This is a genomic window from Allorhizobium ampelinum S4, assembly GCF_000016285.1.
Taxonomy (GTDB): Bacteria; Pseudomonadota; Alphaproteobacteria; order Rhizobiales; family Rhizobiaceae; genus Allorhizobium; species Allorhizobium ampelinum.
On the sequence record NC_011982.1, the window covers coordinates 184,032 to 203,585 of the forward strand.

The 19,554-nt window shown below is 54.7% G+C and carries 12 protein-coding genes, 5 pseudogenes and 1 other annotated feature; of the genes and pseudogenes, 4 read left to right on the forward strand and 13 right to left on the reverse strand.

What is annotated here, in order from left to right; all coding sequences use genetic code 11:
- Nucleotides 1-246: 246 nt before the first annotated feature.
- Together AVI_RS25345 and AVI_RS25350 are read right to left on the reverse strand one after the other, a co-directional pair.
- A complete protein-coding gene (locus AVI_RS25345) occupies nucleotides 247-2,790 on the reverse strand; it encodes a two-component system VirA-like sensor kinase (protein WP_012649043.1) in 2,544 nt (847 codons plus the stop codon).
- Between the two features lie 191 nt (nucleotides 2,791-2,981).
- Nucleotides 2,982-4,190, reverse strand: coding sequence for a cytochrome P450 (locus AVI_RS25350; protein WP_012649044.1), 1,209 nt, complete (start codon nucleotides 4,188-4,190; stop codon nucleotides 2,982-2,984).
- 335 nt (nucleotides 4,191-4,525) lie between these two features.
- Between AVI_RS25350 and AVI_RS25355 the strand changes: the two genes are divergently transcribed.
- A complete protein-coding gene (locus AVI_RS25355) occupies nucleotides 4,526-5,755 on the forward strand; it encodes a site-specific integrase (RefSeq protein ID WP_012649045.1) in 1,230 nt (409 codons plus the stop codon).
- Nucleotides 5,752-6,774, forward strand: a complete 1,023-nt coding sequence (locus tag AVI_RS31925) for an IS110 family transposase (RefSeq protein ID WP_012649046.1) — start codon at nucleotides 5,752-5,754, stop codon at nucleotides 6,772-6,774. The genes AVI_RS25355 and AVI_RS31925 overlap by 4 nt, the downstream gene beginning before the upstream one ends.
- A gap of 325 nt (nucleotides 6,775-7,099) precedes the next feature.
- Here AVI_RS31925 and AVI_RS25370 read toward each other — a convergent pair.
- From AVI_RS25370 to AVI_RS30030, 10 genes and pseudogenes are all read right to left on the reverse strand, one after another.
- Nucleotides 7,100-7,582 (reverse strand): annotated as a pseudogene (locus AVI_RS25370) (DDE-type integrase/transposase/recombinase); the annotation flags it as partial.
- 72 nt (nucleotides 7,583-7,654) lie between these two features.
- A pseudogene (locus tag AVI_RS25375) lies at nucleotides 7,655-8,524 on the reverse strand (group II intron maturase-specific domain-containing protein); the annotation flags it as partial.
- Nucleotides 8,525-8,613: 89 nt separating this feature from the next.
- Nucleotides 8,614-8,943: a tyrosine-type recombinase/integrase gene (locus tag AVI_RS25380; RefSeq protein ID WP_012649049.1), complete on the reverse strand. Its 330-nt coding sequence runs from the start codon at nucleotides 8,941-8,943 to the stop codon at nucleotides 8,614-8,616.
- Between the two features lie 3 nt (nucleotides 8,944-8,946).
- A protein-coding gene (locus AVI_RS30025; RefSeq protein WP_174083776.1) for an IS630 family transposase occupies nucleotides 8,947-10,010 on the reverse strand; the annotation gives its coding sequence in 2 pieces (ribosomal slippage) (nucleotides 8,947-9,516 and nucleotides 9,519-10,010; 1,062 coding nt in all).
- 41 nt (nucleotides 10,011-10,051) lie between these two features.
- Entirely contained in the window at nucleotides 10,052-10,792 is a 741-nt protein-coding gene (locus AVI_RS25395) for a tyrosine-type recombinase/integrase (protein ID WP_012649050.1), read from the reverse strand.
- Nucleotides 10,782-11,759, reverse strand: a complete 978-nt coding sequence (locus AVI_RS25400; protein WP_012649051.1) for a tyrosine-type recombinase/integrase — start codon at nucleotides 11,757-11,759, stop codon at nucleotides 10,782-10,784. Before AVI_RS25400 ends, AVI_RS25395 begins: the two co-directional genes overlap by 11 nt.
- The gene (locus AVI_RS25405) at nucleotides 11,759-12,721 is read right to left on the reverse strand and encodes a site-specific integrase (RefSeq protein ID WP_234665195.1); all 963 of its coding nucleotides are present in this window, start codon (nucleotides 12,719-12,721) and stop codon (nucleotides 11,759-11,761) included. Before AVI_RS25405 ends, AVI_RS25400 begins: the two co-directional genes overlap by 1 nt.
- Entirely contained in the window at nucleotides 12,690-12,986 is a 297-nt protein-coding gene (locus tag AVI_RS31300; RefSeq protein ID WP_049777436.1) for a hypothetical protein, read from the reverse strand. Before AVI_RS31300 ends, AVI_RS25405 begins: the two co-directional genes overlap by 32 nt.
- 161 nt (nucleotides 12,987-13,147) lie before the next feature.
- Nucleotides 13,148-13,822, reverse strand: a pseudogene (locus AVI_RS25410) (reverse transcriptase domain-containing protein); the annotation flags it as partial.
- A 636-nt stretch (nucleotides 13,823-14,458) separates the two neighbouring features.
- Nucleotides 14,459-15,210: pseudogene (locus AVI_RS30030) on the reverse strand (IS3 family transposase); the annotation flags it as partial.
- Nucleotides 14,810-14,926: a sequence feature (AL1L pseudoknot), on the reverse strand. It overlaps the preceding pseudogene by 117 nt.
- Before the next feature lie 1,135 nt (nucleotides 15,211-16,345).
- On the opposite strand from AVI_RS30030, the gene AVI_RS25425 reads away from it, so the two are divergent.
- Nucleotides 16,346-16,966 carry a RolB family protein gene (locus AVI_RS25425; RefSeq protein ID WP_012649056.1) on the forward strand — a complete coding sequence of 207 codons (621 nt, stop codon included), beginning with the start codon at nucleotides 16,346-16,348 and terminating at the stop codon, nucleotides 16,964-16,966.
- Nucleotides 16,967-17,505: 539 nt separating this feature from the next.
- Here the strand turns inward: AVI_RS25425 and vis are convergent.
- Complete coding sequence (gene vis / locus AVI_RS25430; protein WP_012649057.1) at nucleotides 17,506-18,588, reverse strand: vitopine synthase; 1,083 nt, start codon at nucleotides 18,586-18,588, stop codon at nucleotides 17,506-17,508.
- Between the two features lie 400 nt (nucleotides 18,589-18,988).
- Here vis and AVI_RS25435 point away from each other — a divergent pair.
- Nucleotides 18,989-19,510, forward strand: a pseudogene (locus AVI_RS25435) (recombinase family protein); the annotation flags it as partial.
- Between the last annotated feature and the right edge of the window lie 44 nt (nucleotides 19,511-19,554).

The window sequence follows — 19,554 nt, forward strand, 5'->3', positions numbered from 1 at the left end:
AGCTCATCGTGAGGCCCCAAAGGCAAAACTATCAAGCCGCTGCAAATGAAAAATCAATGGGGCGCAGACGCCGCTTACGGCGGGATGACGGCATGGTACTTTACGACACTGGAGCTTGGTATACCACGGAGAGCCCGAACTCATTACCGAGCTCGAATGGATCCCGCGCAATTGGAAGGTGATCGAGACCGTGCGCCGGGCTGATAGACCGCGGCCAGTCAGAAGGTATAACGGCTTACGAAGCGATCACCATGTCGGTGCTTTTCGAGCTATCCGTAGTTGGGTTCTGATATTCGCACGAACTACGTAGGCGAGCGTCTTGGCTGAAATCGGCTTTTTCAAAAAACGGGCAGATCCCTCCCGATCCGCCGAAAGGGGAACATTTTTCGGGTTCTCCCCAACAATGATGACAGGCGATTTTGCTAACTTTGAGAGTAAGGACACTGGACCGTCTTCATCCAGAAAAGACGGTTGGTCAATTAGAACAAGATCAGGTTCTTTACCTTCCAACACCCAGTCGATTAGACCATTCAACGTGTTAAAGCCGACTGGTTCATAGCCGAGCGCCGCGATCATCTCCTCGTACCTTTCCAGCGTCGCAATGTCGGGTTCGACCACCGCGACAATCTCTCCGTTCCCGAGCGGGATTCTTCCAGGCTCAAAAAAACTCTGTGAATTTACAGGCTGCTTCGATGAAGGTGGCAGGTAGAGGTCGAAGCGCGTACCCCTGCCGACAATTGATACCACGTCGATGTAACCAGCCATAGCGCTAACGTGACCGTGAACCGTGGATAATCCCAAGCCCGTGCCACCGCTGCGGGCGCGAGTAGTGAAGAAAGGCTCGAAAATGTGCGGTAGTGCGTCCTCTGTTATGCCTGCGCCGTTGTCCTCGACTGAAAGAAGGACATACTCACCGGTGGGAATGGTTCCGCTCGCAAGCACCTTGTACTTCCTTATGATAGACCTTCTTGCGCTGACCTCCACACGCCCTGATCCTAAGCATGCTTCAGCGGAATTTTTGCACAAATTCATCAGTATCTGCTCGATCTCAAGTGGGTTGGCTTCGACAACCATTGGATGGCCATGAAATTCAAAATCGAGCTCGACGCCCGGAGGCAACCCAACCCGTAACGACGGCGCGATTACCGTCACCAATTCCGAAAGATCGAATGGTTTTGTTGTTCGGTCACGCTTTCGACTAAGGGCAAGGATCTGGTTGACGATTAACCGCGCTCGATTGCCTTCGGAAATGATGTGATCGATATAGTCGCGAGCATGAGTACGGCGGCGCAGAACGTTGTGCGCCATTTCAGCGTAACCGAGAACTGCACCTAAAATGTTGTTGAATTCATGGGCAATGCCGCCGGCGAGCGTACCAACTGCTTCAAGCCGTTCCGCATGTTTTAAACGACGTTCTAGAATATCTCGCTGGGATTGCTTGCGCCTAATGACCGTATAGTGGCTAACACACCCAGCCGCCAGTTCCATAAGCTGCATTTCACATGAGGTCGGCGGCTGTAGATACTCTCGATCAAATCCTAGGCCGAAGATAGCGACTATTCGATCGGATACCTTGAACGCAAGCTGCACCCACAGACAAGGAGAATCCTCACCAAAGCAGCTCGTTTTTCGTAGAGGATAGTCTCGGAAGACCCGCCCGCCCTCCTCAGACTCTACCTTGGAAGCAATATCGCGAACCCGTCGTTCATTCCATTTTGGCGGAGGATTGTTTCCAAAAAAGGTGCCGGCAATATCATTCTCATTGACGTCTACTAATCCCAGCACACATTGATGAGCTGCAAAGAATGATTGGATAATTCCCAGCGCGGCGTTGGTTGAGGATTCCAACGACGGTTTTGCTGCTGCAGAATCTTCGAAGCAGAGCCCGATCCTTTTGATCACTTCTTCGAAGTCCAGTCGCCTCGTCAACACTTTGGTTCGCAGATGTAACCTACGGACCAAGGAAATTATGCAAAAGCAAAAGAAAACCGAAACGGCGCCGAGGAAGAATCGTACCCGCTGTTCACCGGCACTGGCCAAGCTGTAAGCTTCCAAGTATGCTCGTTGCAATTTCTTCGTGTTAGCGACTGTTTCAGAAGCTTGGATCACTCCAATGGTGCCTTCCAATCGCGGCAGTAGGGTCAGAATAATCCTCGCGCTGCGGACGATCTCTTGGACGCCTGCCGTATCCCGACTCGCCGAAACCTGAAGCCGGCCGAGACGTTGGTTAATCTCCCGAGCAAGCTCGAAATTTGGCTGAGACGAAAACTGGAGCATCCGATAGCCCAGTTCAGAGACTTCTAGCGAATTCAAATCTCTCGTATCCAAGGAACTCTGCAGCGAAGCTATCGACTGGTTAAAGGTCGCCACCGAATCCTGAAACATTACATTTTGCCTACCGAACGCTGCAACGGCTGCGCCGGTCGCATCTACTGACCTCTTCATCCGCGCCAGTAGTTCAGAAAATTCGCCGGCCTCGCCAAGGCCCGCCTGCTTTAAAAGCTGCTGCAGATCCGCCACGCTCGTACGCATTCGTCCCAAAGGAACGATGAGAGGATGGTAATTTCGAAGAAGGCCGGCGTGAGCACGCAACACGTTTCGCTGCAGCATTGCGCAATTCACTTCGATCGATTGCAGCTCTGTCAGGATTGCTTCGTTGCTTTCGTTGTCTTGCCAAGATCCTATGGCCAGAACCGCAAAAAATATCGCGGCCATTACCAATACCAATACAGACCATGATTTGATATCGAGCAGAACCCTGCGGGAAGGTGATAAATGATCCCAAACCATGCGGTCCCCTCGCCTTCTGACAGCCAATCCAACTCACAGACATCGTGCAACCGGCGACGCCCGGTGATTTGATGCAGTTTCTGTTTACTCCGCATTTCGGTGGTGACGAAACAAGCCAAGCTGGTCAGACAAAAATATGGCGGCGACTCCTTTGCGCGCTCTTTCAGCCAATTAGAAAAACTATAGCGCTTTTAATTTTCTCGCATGAAACCAACCCTCATCTCTGCAATTCGGCGCACACCTCCATGACCCTGTATCCCTTGCCATTCGCCTTCAATCGAGAGATTGGGAGCATGTCTAAGCACCGTAGCAAGTCCTTCTTGCATTTCCAAACGAGCCAACGCTTCGCCAAGGCATCGATGTTCACCGGCGCCAAATACCATATGCCAGCGCATTTGCTTGCGATGAATGTCGAAGAGCTGGGGATGGGCATAATGTTTTTCATCTCTTAGCGCCGACATTGTGCAAAGTGCGAGAAGACTACCTTTTGGTAATATGAACCCGTCAAGATCGATATCTACCCTTGCTGACCGGGGATAAGATCCGACTGGAGGCTCAAAGCGTAGTCCCTCCTCGACGGCGGCGGGCACGAGAGTAACATCTTTCAGTAGCGCATCCCAGGCCTGTCGATGTTGCAAAAGCTGTCCCGTCAATGCAGTGAGGCCGGTTTTGGTCGTGTCAGTTCCAGCCAAGATGATGAGCATCAGCTGTGTCAGGCCCTCAACGGGTGAGAGATCTTCCGCTTCTCGCGTTGCATTTATGTAGGATGAAAGGAAGTTATCACGCGGATCCGTTCGGCGATCGTTAATGACTGCTTGCACGTAGTTCTTAAACTCGACCGCTGATTTTTCGATGTCCGGAAAGTCAGCATCTCGCCATGAAGGGCTCAGGCACCGAGCTACGCGGTAGACGAGTTGAGTAAAATAGGGAATGTCGCTTGACGGGAGGCCTAAAAGGCTTGCTATCGTGACGGCTGGGAGCTTCGAAGAATATTCCGCCACGAAATTAAAGGATCCAAGCTCCTTCAAATCTCGAAAAAGCATCTCCGTCAATTGTCTTATTTGTGGCCGTAGATTTTCAATCATCCGGAATGCGAAAGTCCGAGTGAAAGGAGAGCGACGCCTGCGGTGGGTTTCCTTGTTCGAAAACAGCATGCTGTAGCGAACAAAGTCGAAGACCGCTCCCTCGTTGACGCCGCGATTGAGCATCAACTCCGTCTCTATCTGACGTGTGCGCGGATCACTACTTAAGCCCAAAACATCGTCCGCCCTCAAGACCACGTATACACCGTCCTGCCTGTGGAGAAAGGGCCGCTTTGGTCGCCATTCTTTAAAAATCTCGTGGCCGAACCGATCCAAGGCCGCAACACTGACGTTTTCTGGATTGAGCTCCGATATCATAGGCTGCGACCCTTCCGACAATTGTTGAGTGACTCTGCCATCATAAAATAACCTCCGGAGGATTCGCTCTTGCGAGCAATACGAGCAGAAATTGCGTGTTTCTTTAGATGAGGCCTTTCATCCATCTGTATGTTAAACGCGCTACCGATTTCAATCGACGCACAGTCGCATGTTACAAACGAAATCAAAATGTCGCGCCTTAGCTAATCACGAGGTTCCCATAATGCGGAGGAGCGCAGCCTGATCGGCGGATTTTCGCCGTTTTCGGATAGGCTTGCTTTGCATTATTCGGTGCCGAACCTCTGCGGGTCAATCGACCAAGAGAGGACCCGCCAATGCTCGATAACCGTCACCAACTTATTGCCGCACTCATTTCCTCGCTTCTCAGTCAGCGATACAGCCCGGTCGTGGTGAGGAATTACTGCACCTACGCATCTGGATTTCTCGATTATCTGGGACAGCGGGGCATCCCGGTCGCAGATGTGATCGACGTGCAGGTAGAGCAATACCTGCGGCACGCGATCGTAACGTTCGAAAGGGAGCGTGGTCGACGTCCCAGCGCACGCTGGCACGAAGTTCCGCGTTCCGGGATTCATGCGCTGTTGCGACTTGCTCACGGTCAATGGCCGCCAGCAATCAAGCCTATCTGCGCGGCCGATGTGGCCCGATTTGCAGTTTGCGACGAATACGAAATCTGGCTGCGTGAGGAACGCGGGTTGGCTCGCTCCAGCGTCGCAGCGCTGATGTGGGAAGCCCGGAACTTTCTTGCCTGGCAGATCGATTGCGGAAGCGGCGGCTTGGCGGGGCTGAGCATCGTTGCCGTAGACCGTTACATGGATCTGCGCGCGGCGAAACTGACGCGCTGCTCGCTGAAGTCTGTCGCGGAGCGGCTTCGCTCGCTGCTGCGATATCTCCACATCACGGGTCGCGTCACAACGGATCTGTCAGGGCATGTGATAGCTCCGACGCTTTATGCCTATGAGGGAGTGCCCTCAATCCTGGAGCGAGACCAGATCGCCGCGGTGCTGGAAACCGCGAGGGCGGACAAGACGCCAGCGGGGCTGCGGGACTATGCAATCCTGCAATTCCTTGCAACATATGGGCTACGGTCTGGAGAGATTTGCAATCTGCGGATCGAGGACATCGACTGGCGGACGGAAGCCATCCATGTTCGCCACCACAAGACGCGAGCCAGCACATCGCTGCCCCTGATGGAGCCGGTCGGCGAAGCGTTGCTTGCTTATCTGCGTTCCGGGCGGCCCGTGACGGATGCCAGGGAAATCTTCCTCCGCACGCGCGCGCCCTATCGCAAGCTCGACAAGCTTTACAGCGTGGTTCGCCGGTTGCTCCGTGACGCTGGTGTCCAACCGCCTGGTAAGTGTGGCCCCCATATCTTCCGCCATGCGCGCGCTGTTGAGATGTTGCGGGTCGCGGTACCTCAAAAGGTCATCGGCGACGTGCTGGGGCACCGTTCGACAGGATCGACGGCTCCCTATCTCAAGCTCGCCACCGAGGACCTCAGGGCCATTGCGCTTGAGGTGCCGGGAATGGAGGTGCTGGCATGACCGCCCGCTGGCCCGATCCCGACCGCGCGATCATTGACCGCTATGTTGCGATACTTGATCTGCACAGCATGAAAAGCCGAGCCTGTTATCGGCAGGTCCTGCATGACTCCCAGGATGTCGCCGAACGTTACGATGCACTTGGTCAGGAAGTGCTGATTGCGTGGCTGCGTAAATCGGCCGAATGCTGGGCAGCGACGACGCGGCTACACCGCACCCGTATCATTGACCGTTTCCTCGAACGCCTGGTGGAAATCGGCGCGATCGAACACAATCCCGTCACCGCTCTGCGCGATGTGTGCAATATCAAGCAGTGCATGCCGATCTGGCGGGCATTGGCATCGCGGGATCCCGAACAGGCTCTCGCCGAACTGCGCCAGCCCAGGCCGTTCGCCAGCGTGCTGGGCGAAATGATGGCCGAGCATGTCGGGATGATGCGGCGCAGGGGATACAAATACACTTCGCAGCCTCTGTTGCTCTTGCGGTTCGACCGGTTCCTGCAGCTGCATCCGGGACCGGAGGCCGAACCGCTGAGCGCCATGATCGATCGATGGGCGGCAACGCATGTCAGGCTGCTGACCGAGAAGATCGATGGCCTGATGCTGAAGCTTCGAGAAGCTACCAAGGCGAATGAAGATATGCGTCGACTTTGCACCGTTCCCGGCGTCGGCCCCGTGACCGCCGGCGCGATCCTCGCGTTTGCTCCCGATCTTCGTGCATTCAAGAGCGGCCGGAACTTTGCTGCTTGGCTCGGCCTTGTGCCCAGGCAGCACTCAACGGGTGGCAAGACACGACTGGGCGGTGTCAGCAAGATGGGGCAGACCGATATTCGAAAGCTCCTCATTGTCGGAGCCATGAGCATGATCCGCTGGATCGTGCGCAAGGGCGTGTTACCGGATAACTGGTTGGGAAGCATTCTGGACCGAAAGCCTCGAATGGTGGCTGCTGTCGCGCTCGCCAATAAGATGGCGCGCATCATTTGGGCAATGATGACCAGGGAGCAGAATTACAGAATGGCGTGATCCGCTGCCTTTCTCGAAAGGCAATGCGGTGATGCCTGGGGCCAACAGCCCCGGTAAGAAGATCGACTGACGGAACGATGCGGAAAGGACTTCAATGTTCAGAATGGGGTAAACCAGTCCCGGCGCTCGAGCAAAAAGCTCTCTGAACCGATGTGGCACCTGTTCTTCGAACTGCATCCCGGCCCGTGGCTAATCAGGCCACATCAAGAGGCCTGACACACGACCGATAGAATTCCTCGTTCGCGGACAGCCGTCAAAAAATCTTCTTGCCAAACCGGGGCCATCCATACACGCGCCGTGTTTACCGGAGGCCGTTTGGTTTAAGTTATGCTGCCATAGCTGGTTCGTCCAGCATGGCATAGTATCGTTCCTCGGCTTCGGCTGTTGGGATATTTCCTATGGGCTCCAGAAGCCTTCGATGGTTGAACCAGTCCACCCATTCGAGTGTTGCGAACTCAACGGCTTCGAAGTTTCGCCACGGCCCTCGTCGACCTCAGCCTTGTAAAGACCGTTTATCGTTTCTGCGAGAGCGTTGTCGTAACTATCTCCAACGCTGCCGACGGAGGGCTCGATACCGGCTTCCGCCAGCCGCTCGGAATACTTGATCGACACGTATTGAACACCCCTGTCCGAGTGGTGGACGAGTCCGCCGCGTTTGACGGGCCGCCGATCATGAAGCGCCTGCTCCAGAGCATCAAGGACAAAACTGGTGTGTGTGTGTGGTTCTACTTGCTCTCCAGCCAACGATGCGGCGAGCAAATGCATCGATCACAAAAGCCACGTAAACGAAGCCCTGCCAGGTGGCCAGTGGAGGAGAAGCGCAGATGCGCTTCTCCTCCCCGAACCGTACGTGCACCTTTCAGCGCATACGGCTCTCCATTCAAGCTTGGCCCATGGCCATAGCAACTTCGTGGTAATGCGACGTGACGGTACTGCGGTTTTCGATCCGGAAGATGTATGGGTTTTCTTCCGGATTACGCCACCGGAATTGCGCTTTGGGGCTTGAGACAAGCCGGTGTAGCGCTTTTCCGACAGGGTCACCGCGTTCATTGCGACCAAACACGAGCCAGGTTTTCGCCTTGCCCGGTTCCGGGACCCTGAACCATTTCCGCATCAAGGGTTTGATGCGGGATCGGTACTTGTGTCCCAGCCAATGCGCCATTTTCCAGAACACGACATGGTCGATGCGCCGGAAGACGTACGCCGTGAAGTCGGTGAACTTGTAGAACGCCGCCCATCCCACCAACTGGCGATTCAGGCTGGCGATCATGTCGACCGTACTGACACTATGATTGCCGGATAAGGTTTCGGTGAGCCTGCGAACAAACCCCTTTGCCTTTTCCTTGGGTATCGTCGTGACGATGGACATCCGTCCATGCGTCCCTCGCTTGCGAATGATCCGGTGTCCCAGAAACACAAAGCCGTCATTAACGTGGGTGACATGGGTCTTCTCCATGTTCAGCGTCAGCTTCAACTCGCCTTCCAGAAACGTCCGGCATTCCTCACGGATTTCCTCTGCCTGAGCCCTGGTTCCTTTCACGATCACGACAAAGTCGTCAGCGTATCGGCAATAGGCAACGGCCGGTTTCCATTGCCGGTTTTCTCGAACCGTAATGGGCCTGCCTTGCTGGATGCCGAAGTTCCATGCCCAGCGATCCTTGCGGGCCTTCTTGTTCAGGTATTTCGCCTCCAGCCACATATCAAACTCGTGGAGCATGATGTTGGACAGGAGCGGTGACAGAACGCCACCTTATGACCAGCGCTGTAAAATGCACAGTGCTTGGTTGCAGGGGCGGTTTTGCTGGGCTCCTGCACGTAAACACTGCGCATAATCGATGACTATAAAGATGTCAGCCAGGCAAGCAGTCCCGCGTCCTGACTCCACTCCGGCATGTCCTCGGAGATGACGTCGACATATGCGGCCTCCAGAGCCTTCCGTTTGGCTTCGGTGGAAGCACGCGCGTAGATCTCGGTGGTCGATAGATCCACATGGCCCAGAATATCTCGGATGTAGGGCAGCGGGATACCAGCCTCATATAGATGCATGGCCTTGCTATGCCTCAGAATATGGGGGCTTATTCTGGCTCGGGCAAGCTCTTGTGTGTCCGCGAGTGCTCGGTACTTGTCGATGATCCACGCAACTCCGCCACGATTAATACCAACCTGCATTGATCAGAACTGACGAGCCCATTTTCGGCGGCCGATGGTCATGATGCGCCAAGGCTGATCGACCAGCTTGTTCCAAGCCTCGCAGCAGTGGTCGAGAATATTGTCGTGGGAGGTAAAAACGCGATTGGAAAGCCAGTTATCGCGCATGAATTGCCAAACGTTCTCGACCGGGTTCAGCTCGGGACACTTGGCGGGTAGCGCGATGATGCTGATGTTGTCGGGGACCTCGAGCTTGTCGGTCATGTGCCATCCGGCCTGGTCCATCAACACCACGGCGTGCGCGCCCGGCGCTACGGCGAGCGCGATCTCAGCGAGATGTAGCGACATCGTTTCTGTGTTGCAAAAGGGCAGGATCAGCCCGGCACCCTTGCCCTGTTCGGGGCAGATGGCTCCGAAGATGTAGGCCGATTTCGTGCGCTGGTCCTTGGGCGCCGAGGGTCGTGTTCCGCGTCTGGCCCAGCGCCGTGTGATGGTGTTCTTCTGACCGACGCGGGCCTCGTCTTGGAACCAGACTTCTATGGACGTGCCCTTCGGGAGGCTTGTCCGGACCTTTGCCACTTCGGCAGCAAAGCCCCCTTTTTGAATGTCTCCATGGCCAGCTCGTTCTGCGCATGATGACGTGGTCGCGCGGTCAGCTTCACATAGCCCAGCTTTTTCAACTCGCGGCTCACGGTGGTTTCGTCGAGCGACACCGCGAACTCCTCGTGCAGCAAATACACAAGGTCGATCAACCGCCAACGCACGACACCATGGATCGCCGGGATCGGCCCGCGCTCGACCGCCTCGACCAGCGCACGACGCTGGGCATCGTTGAGGATCGACGGCTTGCCCGGCGCCTTGCCGTCCAGAAGACCGTCGGGGCCACGGGCATTGAACCGGATCACCCAGTCCCGCACGATCTGAAGGGTCACCCCGCCAATCCTTGCGGCCTCGCTCCTGCTGCTCCCCTCGTAGATCTGCGCCAGGGCCAGCAGTCGCCGGGCCTGCGGCGCGCTCTTTGATAATCGCGCCAGTCGCCGGAGCGACGCTCCGTCAAAATCTTCCCGCAAGCCGATCGCTTGTCCCATCGCCACGTCCTTTCGATGCAGGACGCCATTGATTCACACTTTCATCGCTTTGGGAATCCACAACCTGAGTCAGCCTCAACGCAGGCTGGTATAAGCTTTGCGTGTTGTTGGTTGAAGAATACCGGATAGCCATCGCGACCAGGCATATCGAGGCGAAACTCGGTCAAGTAGCTGGCCAGGAGCGCTGCCGTGTTGGCGCCAAGAGGGACATGACGGGTCTTGCGACCCTTGCCCGTCAACGTGATGACTGCCGGCTTTTGCAGACGGACATCCCGAACGGTCAGGTCAACCAGTTCCTGGACTCTGGCACCGGTATCGTAAAGAGTGGCCAGTATTGTCGCATCGCGCCTGCCGCTGCGCGTGGTGCGATCCGGTGCGTTTAGCAAGCATCGCGTCTGCTCAACTGTCAGATGATGCACGCAGGCTTGAGCTCCCTTTTTGACCGGGATTGCCATGATGTCCTGGCAACGCGCCATCAGTGCGGGCTCCTGCGATTGCATCCAGTTGTAAAACGAACTGATCGCCGCCAGGCGCTGGTTCCGTGTCGAGACACTGTTCTGGCGGCGGCTCTCAAGCCAGTTCAGGAACCCTGTAATCATCTCGACGTCGATGCGGTTTAGGGTAAGCTTCTCAGGCGGTATCGCTTTCTGATCGCGCAAATAGATGACCAGAAGCTTGAACGTGTCGCGATAGGAGGCGACCGTGTTGGGCGAAGCGCCACGTAGTCCTGCCAGGTGGCTTGTAAGGAACCGCTGCAATAGCAGCGCAAAATCAGTTGCCATGGTGCAGGTCTCCCTTCAGGCAGGGAACGACGTGACCGATCGCCTCATCCAGTCGCCTGACAATGTGCGGATACGACTCGGCGGTCAGCCTCAAATAGTAGGCGGTGTCTGCGATGGAGTAGTGCCCCATGTAGGTCTGCAGGATCGGCAACATCGCGCCGACGTCCTTGCCGGTAGCGAACCAATTCCGCAGGTTATGGACCGCAAATGAGTGCCTAAAATCGTGGACGCGCGGTCCGTGGCCGCGACCACCGTGACTGATGCGTGCCTGCCATAGAAACCGGCGGAAATTATTGTAAACGTTTGAAAGCCTCAGGCGCTGACCGCGTCTGCCAGGGAAGAACCACTCATGCCCCATCCAGTCGAACTGGGCATGATAGTGCGCCAACCGAACACGAATCGGCTCGGACACAGGAATCTGACGGTCTTTGCCGCCCTTGGCGTCGCGGATCAGCAAAACCCCTGTCGCCAGATCAACATCCTCGACGCGCAACAAGCGGGCTTCGGAGCAGCGCAGACCGCAGGCGTAGATCGTCCTGAACAGGACCGGCATTACCAGGTGCCGCAGCGGCACATCGCTGCAGTAATGGCAGCGATCCGTCTGGGCGAAGAAGGCGGCCAGTTCCTCGTCGGAATAAATGTGCGGAATGTAGGCCGCAGGCCGACGTAACACGCCTGTCGGAAGCACATAGGCTGCAACGTCGTGGAGTATCAGCCATCGAGCTAAATGCCTCACCGGCGAAGTCAGCCCCTGCAGGGTTGCTGGCGTGACTGCTCGCTTTTGCGCCGCCTCGATCCAAGCATTGGCAGAAACTTCGGTGATGGTCTCCAATCCGGGAAACTGGTTGCGTGTGAACGCAACAAACCGGTAGAGAACAGCCTCCTCGACTTCGTATTTATAACCGACCGTACGCTTCTGGGCGACCATCGCCTCGACGGCATCGATCATTGTCAGAGGCGCGCTCATCACAGAACCTCCTCGGAAGTGGCGTCAGGGTTGAGTGCGCACTGACGCAGCAGCCCCAGTGATGTCTTCAAATAAACGCCCGTCGTGCCCACCGACTGATGTCCAAGAATGTCGGCGATCTCTTCGATCGGCGTTCCACCTTCCATCAATCGGGTCGCCAACGTGTGCCGCAGCGAATGCATGCCGTGGCGACGGTGGTCGCTTAGTGTCACACGCGCCACTCGTGCGTGTTTGCACAGGATCTGGTGCAGATGATCCTGGTCAGAAAACGGCCCAACCGGCGTGGTATGGCGCAAGAACACCTGCCGACAATCGGTAGACGGTCGGCCATGACGGATGTAGTTGATTATCGCCCAGCCAACGTCTTTCAATAGCGGCAGTTGTATGCGGTGCCCGGTCTTGGTCTGCCTCACCCAGAGCCGATTGCCCGGCCAGTCGAAATCATCCAATTCCAGACGCTTGACGTCGATGCTCCGCAGACCGAGCCGCGTGACCAACGTAATAATCGCGTAGTCCCTTTTGCCGCTGGGATTGCCTTGATCGATGGCATCCAAAATCCTGGCCACATCGGCGGGATCCCACACCGATGGAACTCTGGCATGCTTGCTGGACTTCACCGCCGGGACAGCCTTCAATACGTCGGCATTGACCTGCCCCTGGCGCTCCGCGTATCTGAGAAAAGAGCGGACCGCGCACAGCTTTTGTTCGACCGTCTTTGCTTGGTATCCGGACAAGGTGGCAACAAACGCCTCGACTGTTCTGGCATCGCATTCAGTAAGTCGGCCGCGCGTGTCCACAAACGAAAGAAACTCTCCGGCCAGCGTCCCATACGTGCGCACCGTCGAAACTGCACAACCCTCGGCACGTAACGCGGCCTGGAATTTACCGATCAGCTCAGCCTGATGGGCTGCGAGCTTATCGCCCCGGCGATCATAGCGACGCAACACAGCGCCGTGAGCCACAAAGTCTCCCAGCATCTGAGCGACCCGAAACAAATAGACGTCCGTCTGCCGGGAGCGTGCCTGATTGCTCCTTCGCAAAAAAATCGCATGCGGCGTCGACCCACGCCATCGCGATCTCCAGGCTGAACTCCTCGACTCCCAGATCCGCGAAAAATGTTTCCAAGCGACGCCAACACTGGCGATACCAGATCATCGTCGAGTCTTTATACCCAAGACGCAGCAACTCGCGATCCAGGTCAACAACCAATGCAGATAAAGCCACCATCACCAATATCTCCAATCACAGGCCCGACACCGTGCCAGGCCAGGTGATCAATTTATCGGTGATTATGCGCAGTGTTTACGTGCAGGAGCCCAACAAAACCGCCCCTGCAACCAAGCACTGTGCATTTTACAGCGCTGGTCATAAGGGGGTTTATGGTCAGCGGACCATAAACCCCCTTGCGGAACACCCTCGCTGGAGGCCGTGAACAGGCCACGATCAATGTGCCCTGCCTTCAGGAACCGCCAGAGAAGATCGACGAACCGCCCGTCTTGCACCCGTCGCCGCACACATCTCAGAAGCAGCCGATGATGGACCGTGTCGAAGTAGCTGGCCAGATCACCTTCGATGATCCAGCGGCCCCTCGTCGTGTCGGCTCCATCCTGAAGCTGTATCCTTACGGTGCGGACGGCATGATGCACGTTCCGTTCCGACCGGAAGCCGTAGGATAAGCGATGGAAATCGCTCTCCCAGATCGGCCCCATGGCCATCAACATGGCGCGTTGAACGATGCGATCCGTCAGGGTCGGAATATCCAGTGGTCGTAGCTTGCCGTTTGGTTTCGGGATATAGATGCGCTTGACCGGCTGGGGGCGATAACTCTCCTCCAGCAGGCTTGTCCGCAGGTCGTCCAGATGCTGGTCCAGTTTGACCTGCAGTCGTTGCTTATCCATTCCGTCGATACCCGGCGTTCGTGCGCCACTCGACGCAAGAACCATCCGAGCGGTCTCGGCAAGCCATTCCCGATTGGCAATCAACCGAAGAAGCCGATCAAACCTCCGGTTCGGATCGCTCTCGGCCCATGTTGCGAGCTTGTGCTGCATTTCGCTGATTATCAAAGGTCTTCACCTCGCTTGGTCAGATGGTTTGCACTTCAAGCAGTTTGAACTGTTCCCCTTCGCCACGTGGCAGGCTTTCCCTGCCACGGACTACTACGAGAACTCCGCCAACATGATGGACATCAGGGTCAACTCCCTTGCGACGCAATACTTTCGTTGTCATTCCATCATGCCTTCCCTCGTTCATATGCTGGACGTCAGCGTATTGGTGAGGCTGCCGGTCGCAGTCTTTTCCCTTGCGTTCCGCAAGTCGATGCCGATGTCATGGTCTGGCTGCATTCTCCCCATGACCCCATACGGGCGACCTACATATACGACCGTATTCGGATGCCGCCGACTTACGTGTCAGGCAGCTTCATCAGCATTCCACCTGTTAAGCCGTGTAGGCGGAGGCGACATTTCAGCCCTCAGATGCGGGTTACCGGTTCGTGTTCCTCAACCTTCCAATACTATAGCCTCGGGAACCATCTCGGCGTAACGACTTCGCCTCAATCCCCTTTACCTGCGGGCTACGTCACCCTGCCAGTTGACAGCAGGTCACCGCCGCTTGGGCTCATGCCCCCATACAGCAGGCAAATCTTCGAAACCTCCTTTCTCTTTGCATTCCAGTCATATGCCTCCCCGATTGGGGCGAGGCGCACCATACGTAAAATCGGAAAGCCACAGCCTGTTTGGCGCGGGAGCCTTGAACTGACGGTTGACGTGATCGAGCGGGCATGGAGCGCCCTTGTCGGACACGGTGGTTTTGACAGGCTTGCCGCGAATGATGCCTTGCAAGCCCATCGTTCTCATCAGCCGAGCGACGGTGCATCGAGCGACATCGAAGCCTTCTCGCTGTAACTGCCGCCAGATTTTCCGCACACCATATACCCTGAAGTTCTCGTCAAACACGCGGTGTATCTCGATCTTCATGCTCATGTCGCTGCGAACGCGGACCGGCAGGCGATCCACGTTTGTGCGCTTGGCGACGGTGTCGTAATAGGTGGATGGGGCAATCGGCAGCAGTTTGCAGATCGGCTCGACCCCGAGCACCGAACGATGTTCATCGATGAAGGAAATCATCGCTTCAGTGGGCGGTCGAGCTCCGCCTGGGCGAAATAAGCAGATGCCTTGCGCAAAATCTCGTTGGCCTGACGAAGCTCGCGGTTCTCCCGCTCAAGAGCCTTCATCTTCTCAACCACATCGCTCCGCAATCCAGCCCGCTTACCAGTATCCACCTCAGCCTTTTTGACCCACTCATGGAGTGTATGCGGCGCACAGCCTATTTTGGCCGCTATCGATGAGATCGCGGCCCAACGGGACGGATGTTCGGCTTCATGGTCCAAAACAAGCCGCACCGCTCGGGCCCGAACTTCAGATGAAAATTTGTTTGTTGTCTTGCTTGTCATGGCTCCACTTTCTCACGAGTTGGAGCCTCCGGTAAACACGGGGCGGTTCAATGCCTTGGGCCTATGCCGCCCGCATAAAGGCCTCACAATGAGCTCGTCAGATACTCGTCGGTGAGCTCATCGTGAGGCCCCAAAGGCAAAACTATCAAGCCGCTGCAACTGAAAAATCAATGGGGCGCAGACGCCGCATACGGTGTAATCCTGTTGTGGATCGAGGCCGAAAAGCTCAAGGGCCTTGATCCGGAAGCCTACCTGCAGGAGGTCCTCAACCGCTCGCCGATCATAACATCAACCGGATTGACGGGCTCTTAACGTGGAACGTGCAAGATCCGTTAGAAATGGCCTGACCGGACGCTTACTTTAAACGCTCAGCCCGATGTGACACTCAATGCCGGAGAATAGGCGAGCGCTTTTATCCGGCACTCTCGCGCCGACGCGATTGGCACGCGAGCGATCGTCATTGCCGCGGTGACAACGGCGGCGGCAGGATATATTTAGTTGTAAAAAAATCAGACGTACTTTCAGTAGTTGCTACCGCCCTCAGAAATTTGATTTTGAAAAAACATACCTGCTTCTAAGATTATCACTTACTGAATGATGCCCAATGTCAGTGTATATTACAATCGACTTGCGCAATTTTCCAAGATCAAGCACGCAATTTTTGAAATTGCTTGTCAGTTCTCTGAAGAATTCTGATCACTCCATGATTTCCGCTGATTGATTGGGTGTCCCTTGGACCTAATTGCTGCACATTTTTGACTTTACTAGCGGGCGGCCGAATCTGTTCACACTGCGGCGTGCTTGATTTGAGCCTTTTGCCAAAGGGCGGTGCTGACGCTGTCACTGACATTCGAACCGCGTGGCCCCCGAAGAATTGTCTTGAGCAACACGTCGCTTTCTCAACTGACGCCGTCAAAGTCTTTGGGTAAGGGCGTATCCAAAAGAATCAAAAGTGCGCTGAGACATTGTCAACTAGGACGGCGATGCATGAAATCAGGGCGATGATTGAGCTAGTATCATGGAAAGTCACACTGCTCCGTAGTCTTCTTGCGAAATGCCCAACTCTTGCGTTGGCACACTTCTATAAATACGTCGGATGAACCGTGGTGCTATCTCAAGGCATTTCGACATTGCTATGGCGGTACCGAGATGGGCTGTTCGTGACCTAACTCAAATATCGAGTGCTCGGGAACTCTCACTTCGCTTGGAGCAGGCCCGCAACGATTTCCGGGCCACGGTAGGATCAATCTGTTACTTCAACGCTTCGGCGCGTACTCCTGGTCAATTTGACGATGAATATATAATGACCGATCAATCTTTGACTTACGTTTATGCTGATGGAGTGACTGCCCAAAGCTGCGCTATGAACCGCCTTCTACCCTCCAGTTCAAGTAATTTCGGCGCTGCGGCAACAGCCATCCCCCCGTGGCTGTTGGATCCGCCGCGGTTGAACCGCCTCCTTCGAGAGGGAACTGACGAAGGGGGCCTAGTCAATTACTATGAGGGCCCACATAAAAACGCATTCTTTCTCGCTATCATGCGAAGCTGCATATTCGTACGTCCTGGCGCTGATGAGATCAATGGTGTATCTTACGACTTCTTTGCAAGAAGTGGCAACTACACCGAACAAGCAGAAGAGGAAGAGGAAGAGGAAGAGGAAGAGGAAGAGGAAGAAGTGCTAGACCGAGAGTTTCAGTTGGGCAATCTAGTCAGCTATCCGATCATCGCTTGGGGCTCATGTCCTAATTCTGCTTAACCTCTCGCTTGGTGGGGATGGGCCTCCATTTCAGTTGCCGTAGGCCTGCCTATCTGCAAAATTTGCCAAGAATATTTACTGCTCTCTACTATTAAAGCGTACAACATCACTTTTATATAGTTAAATAAAACTTGTACGCAGTGTGTCAATTGTGATTTCGGTTGGTTGTGTCATGTAGTTTTCTGGTGTAAGTGCGACATATTATTGTTGCCAGTAATTTAATATGCATGTTTTATAAACGTTATTATGTTCTTGTTGGCGTATCTGATATTTATTCGCGCTAAGTGAAATTTAGAAGCATTAATATCGATTGTTGGTGTATTTTTTCGTTTATTTATTTTTTAAGTTATTTAAAAACAAATTTTTCCGTGAATTTCAACTAAGGAAATACAGCATATTTTACAATATCACATATTATACAGTGGCGCCGGGCATGCCAGACCTTATTCAAGCCTCTCACAAGACAAGAAATAAAAACACACGCTGGATGCTTCAGTGCATCATAATATATTACATCAGATCAAGCTGGAAGACGGGTTTCAGTTTCCATTGAGCGCGTCGACAATACGATATGGGTTAGCGCCACCTAAGTTCATTGAGGCAAGAGTCCTGCCAGTCATAAAGAGGTCCTCGTAGAGAACGTTCCCGGCCTCCTTTATGACAGACTTCATCGCTGGAACCTGCACTCCGGCCACTTCTGCTATCTGAACCCAGAGCACCATGATGTGTTTGACATCTTCAGTTAAGTAGCGGTGATGCATTGTTGTGGGTGTCCCGACTTCAGCATAACCTTCGTAGGTCTCAAAGAATTCCTTCCACTCGGTGGCCTGGCCGCCATACCACTTTTTAGAATATGTGAAACCTGTTTCGGACTCGAGGCCGAGCGCCGCAATAATCTCGAGGCGTTCATTGTCTAATTCCTGAACACGCTCGATGGCTGCCGGAACAAACTCCCTGTAGAATTTAGGTAGAGGGCTCATACCATTTTCAATCGCATCTTTCGCCACCAGGATCCCTGGAGGATGCACAACCGGATTGGTATTTGAGAAAAATATGGAGGCAGCATCCTTGTACCACTGCAGTCGGTTTGGGAAAAGGGCCTCAAAACGACTTGTGAGATCGTTGCTCAGAAGGCTTGTTGCGGCAACCTCGAAGCAGGCTTTCACGCCAAGCATATGAACGCGTTCGCCGATACGGCGGCAGGCGTAGGGCGACGTTGTTGATTCAATAACAGCAACGGGTGAATGGCTTGGGAACAAGATATTCTTACAAGTCAGGGAAGTTGCACTACCTGGCAACGCGATGAGCACAGTTTCGCTCAGATCGAACTTCACCAACTCGCGCAGAATTCCCTCCTGCGCCAGAGTCGGTACCGTTAGAAAAATGAACTCAGCGTCCAAGATTGCCGCTTCAAGATCATCCTCCAACTGGGGAGTAAAAGCGCCTTCATAGTCGGGGCCGACCAGCTCCAAGGTTCCGATACCCCTGACTTCATTGAAATTTCTTCGGTTGGTGGTTGGTGCCCAGATAACAGCTGTGACTTCCTCGTTGAGCCTTCGAGCGATGTCTCCAGCAAACGTTAGAGCAAGGTTCCCCGCACCGAGAATTGCTACTTTGGACATTGTGAGATTGGTTTTGAAGAAGTTTTGAGGTGAGGGTTCCCTCGTTCTTTGGCCCTTAAATAGGGAGAAGGGGGGTGGGTCCCTTCAAGTTGCCAGCACAGCTGTGTTGAATTTCTCGGATAGATAGGTCACTGCGTACGTAGGAAGCTTGAATTTCATGCCTTCAATTATTTATCTGCTGAGCGCAGTTGATGAAAAAATGGACCCGAGAAAGCGATGTTGGACACGCGGCGTCCTTAACTACCTATCATTACGGGTTAGGTGCTTAGATGTACGTAAGCGCCTACGCACGTTTACCGTTACGTTATTTGGCTGTAAGCAGTGACGTATGACAGGATTTATCGTTATGTCATGTTCGTTAATTCGTGCATTCATATAATAGTTTGCATGTATCTAAGCTGTTGACGATGCGGTGCGCGACGTGGTGCTCACGATCCATTGGAAGGGCGGTCAGCACTCGGAGCTGAGAGTTCGCAAGCCTCAGAGCGGTGAACACGGGTGCGCCACAACGGAAGACGCCTTGGCAGTGATGCGGAGCATGGCTGGACGCTGGTCCGATGAACATATCGCCGCGTCGCTCAATCGAATGGGCATGCCGACCGGGCAAGGAAAAACCTGGACCGCGCACCGTGTCGCTTCGGTGAGGCGCGTACGCGCCATCCACGCATACAAATCAGCCGACAAAGACGGCGACTGGCTGGCCATGACCGAGGCTGCGGCGGCTTTGGGCGTGACCAACCACCGGATACGACACTTGATCAAGACGAGGGTGTTGTCTGCCGAGCAGGTGGTTCCCGGCGCACCGTATCAAATCCGGGCCAGTGACCTCAATTCTGCGAACGTCCGAGCCGCGATAGTGCGAAAGGGTCGCCCGTGTCGCATTGCTGATGCGGAGACGCTTCCAATGTTTACAGATACCTAGAGAAGGATTGCACAATGACTCAGGTCCGCCAAGGGGCCTGATGG

Coding starts and splice junctions, on each gene's coding strand:
- vis (WP_012649057.1), bottom strand. CDS start 18,588: ATGTCCAAAGTAGCAATTCTCGGTGCGGGGAACCTTGCTCTAACGTTT.
- AVI_RS25425 (WP_012649056.1), top strand. CDS start 16,346: ATGGCGGTACCGAGATGGGCTGTTCGTGACCTAACTCAAATATCGAGT.
- AVI_RS25345 (WP_012649043.1), bottom strand. CDS start 2,790: ATGGTTTGGGATCATTTATCACCTTCCCGCAGGGTTCTGCTCGATATC.
- AVI_RS25400 (WP_012649051.1), bottom strand. CDS start 11,759: ATGAGCGCGCCTCTGACAATGATCGATGCCGTCGAGGCGATGGTCGCC.
- AVI_RS31925 (WP_012649046.1), top strand. CDS start 5,752: ATGACCGCCCGCTGGCCCGATCCCGACCGCGCGATCATTGACCGCTAT.
- AVI_RS25355 (WP_012649045.1), top strand. CDS start 4,526: ATGCTCGATAACCGTCACCAACTTATTGCCGCACTCATTTCCTCGCTT.
- AVI_RS25395 (WP_012649050.1), bottom strand. CDS start 10,792: ATGGCAACTGATTTTGCGCTGCTATTGCAGCGGTTCCTTACAAGCCAC.
- AVI_RS31300 (WP_049777436.1), bottom strand. CDS start 12,986: ATGGTGGCTTTATCTGCATTGGTTGTTGACCTGGATCGCGAGTTGCTG.
- AVI_RS25380 (WP_012649049.1), bottom strand. CDS start 8,943: ATGCAGGTTGGTATTAATCGTGGCGGAGTTGCGTGGATCATCGACAAG.
- AVI_RS25350 (WP_012649044.1), bottom strand. CDS start 4,190: ATGATATCGGAGCTCAATCCAGAAAACGTCAGTGTTGCGGCCTTGGAT.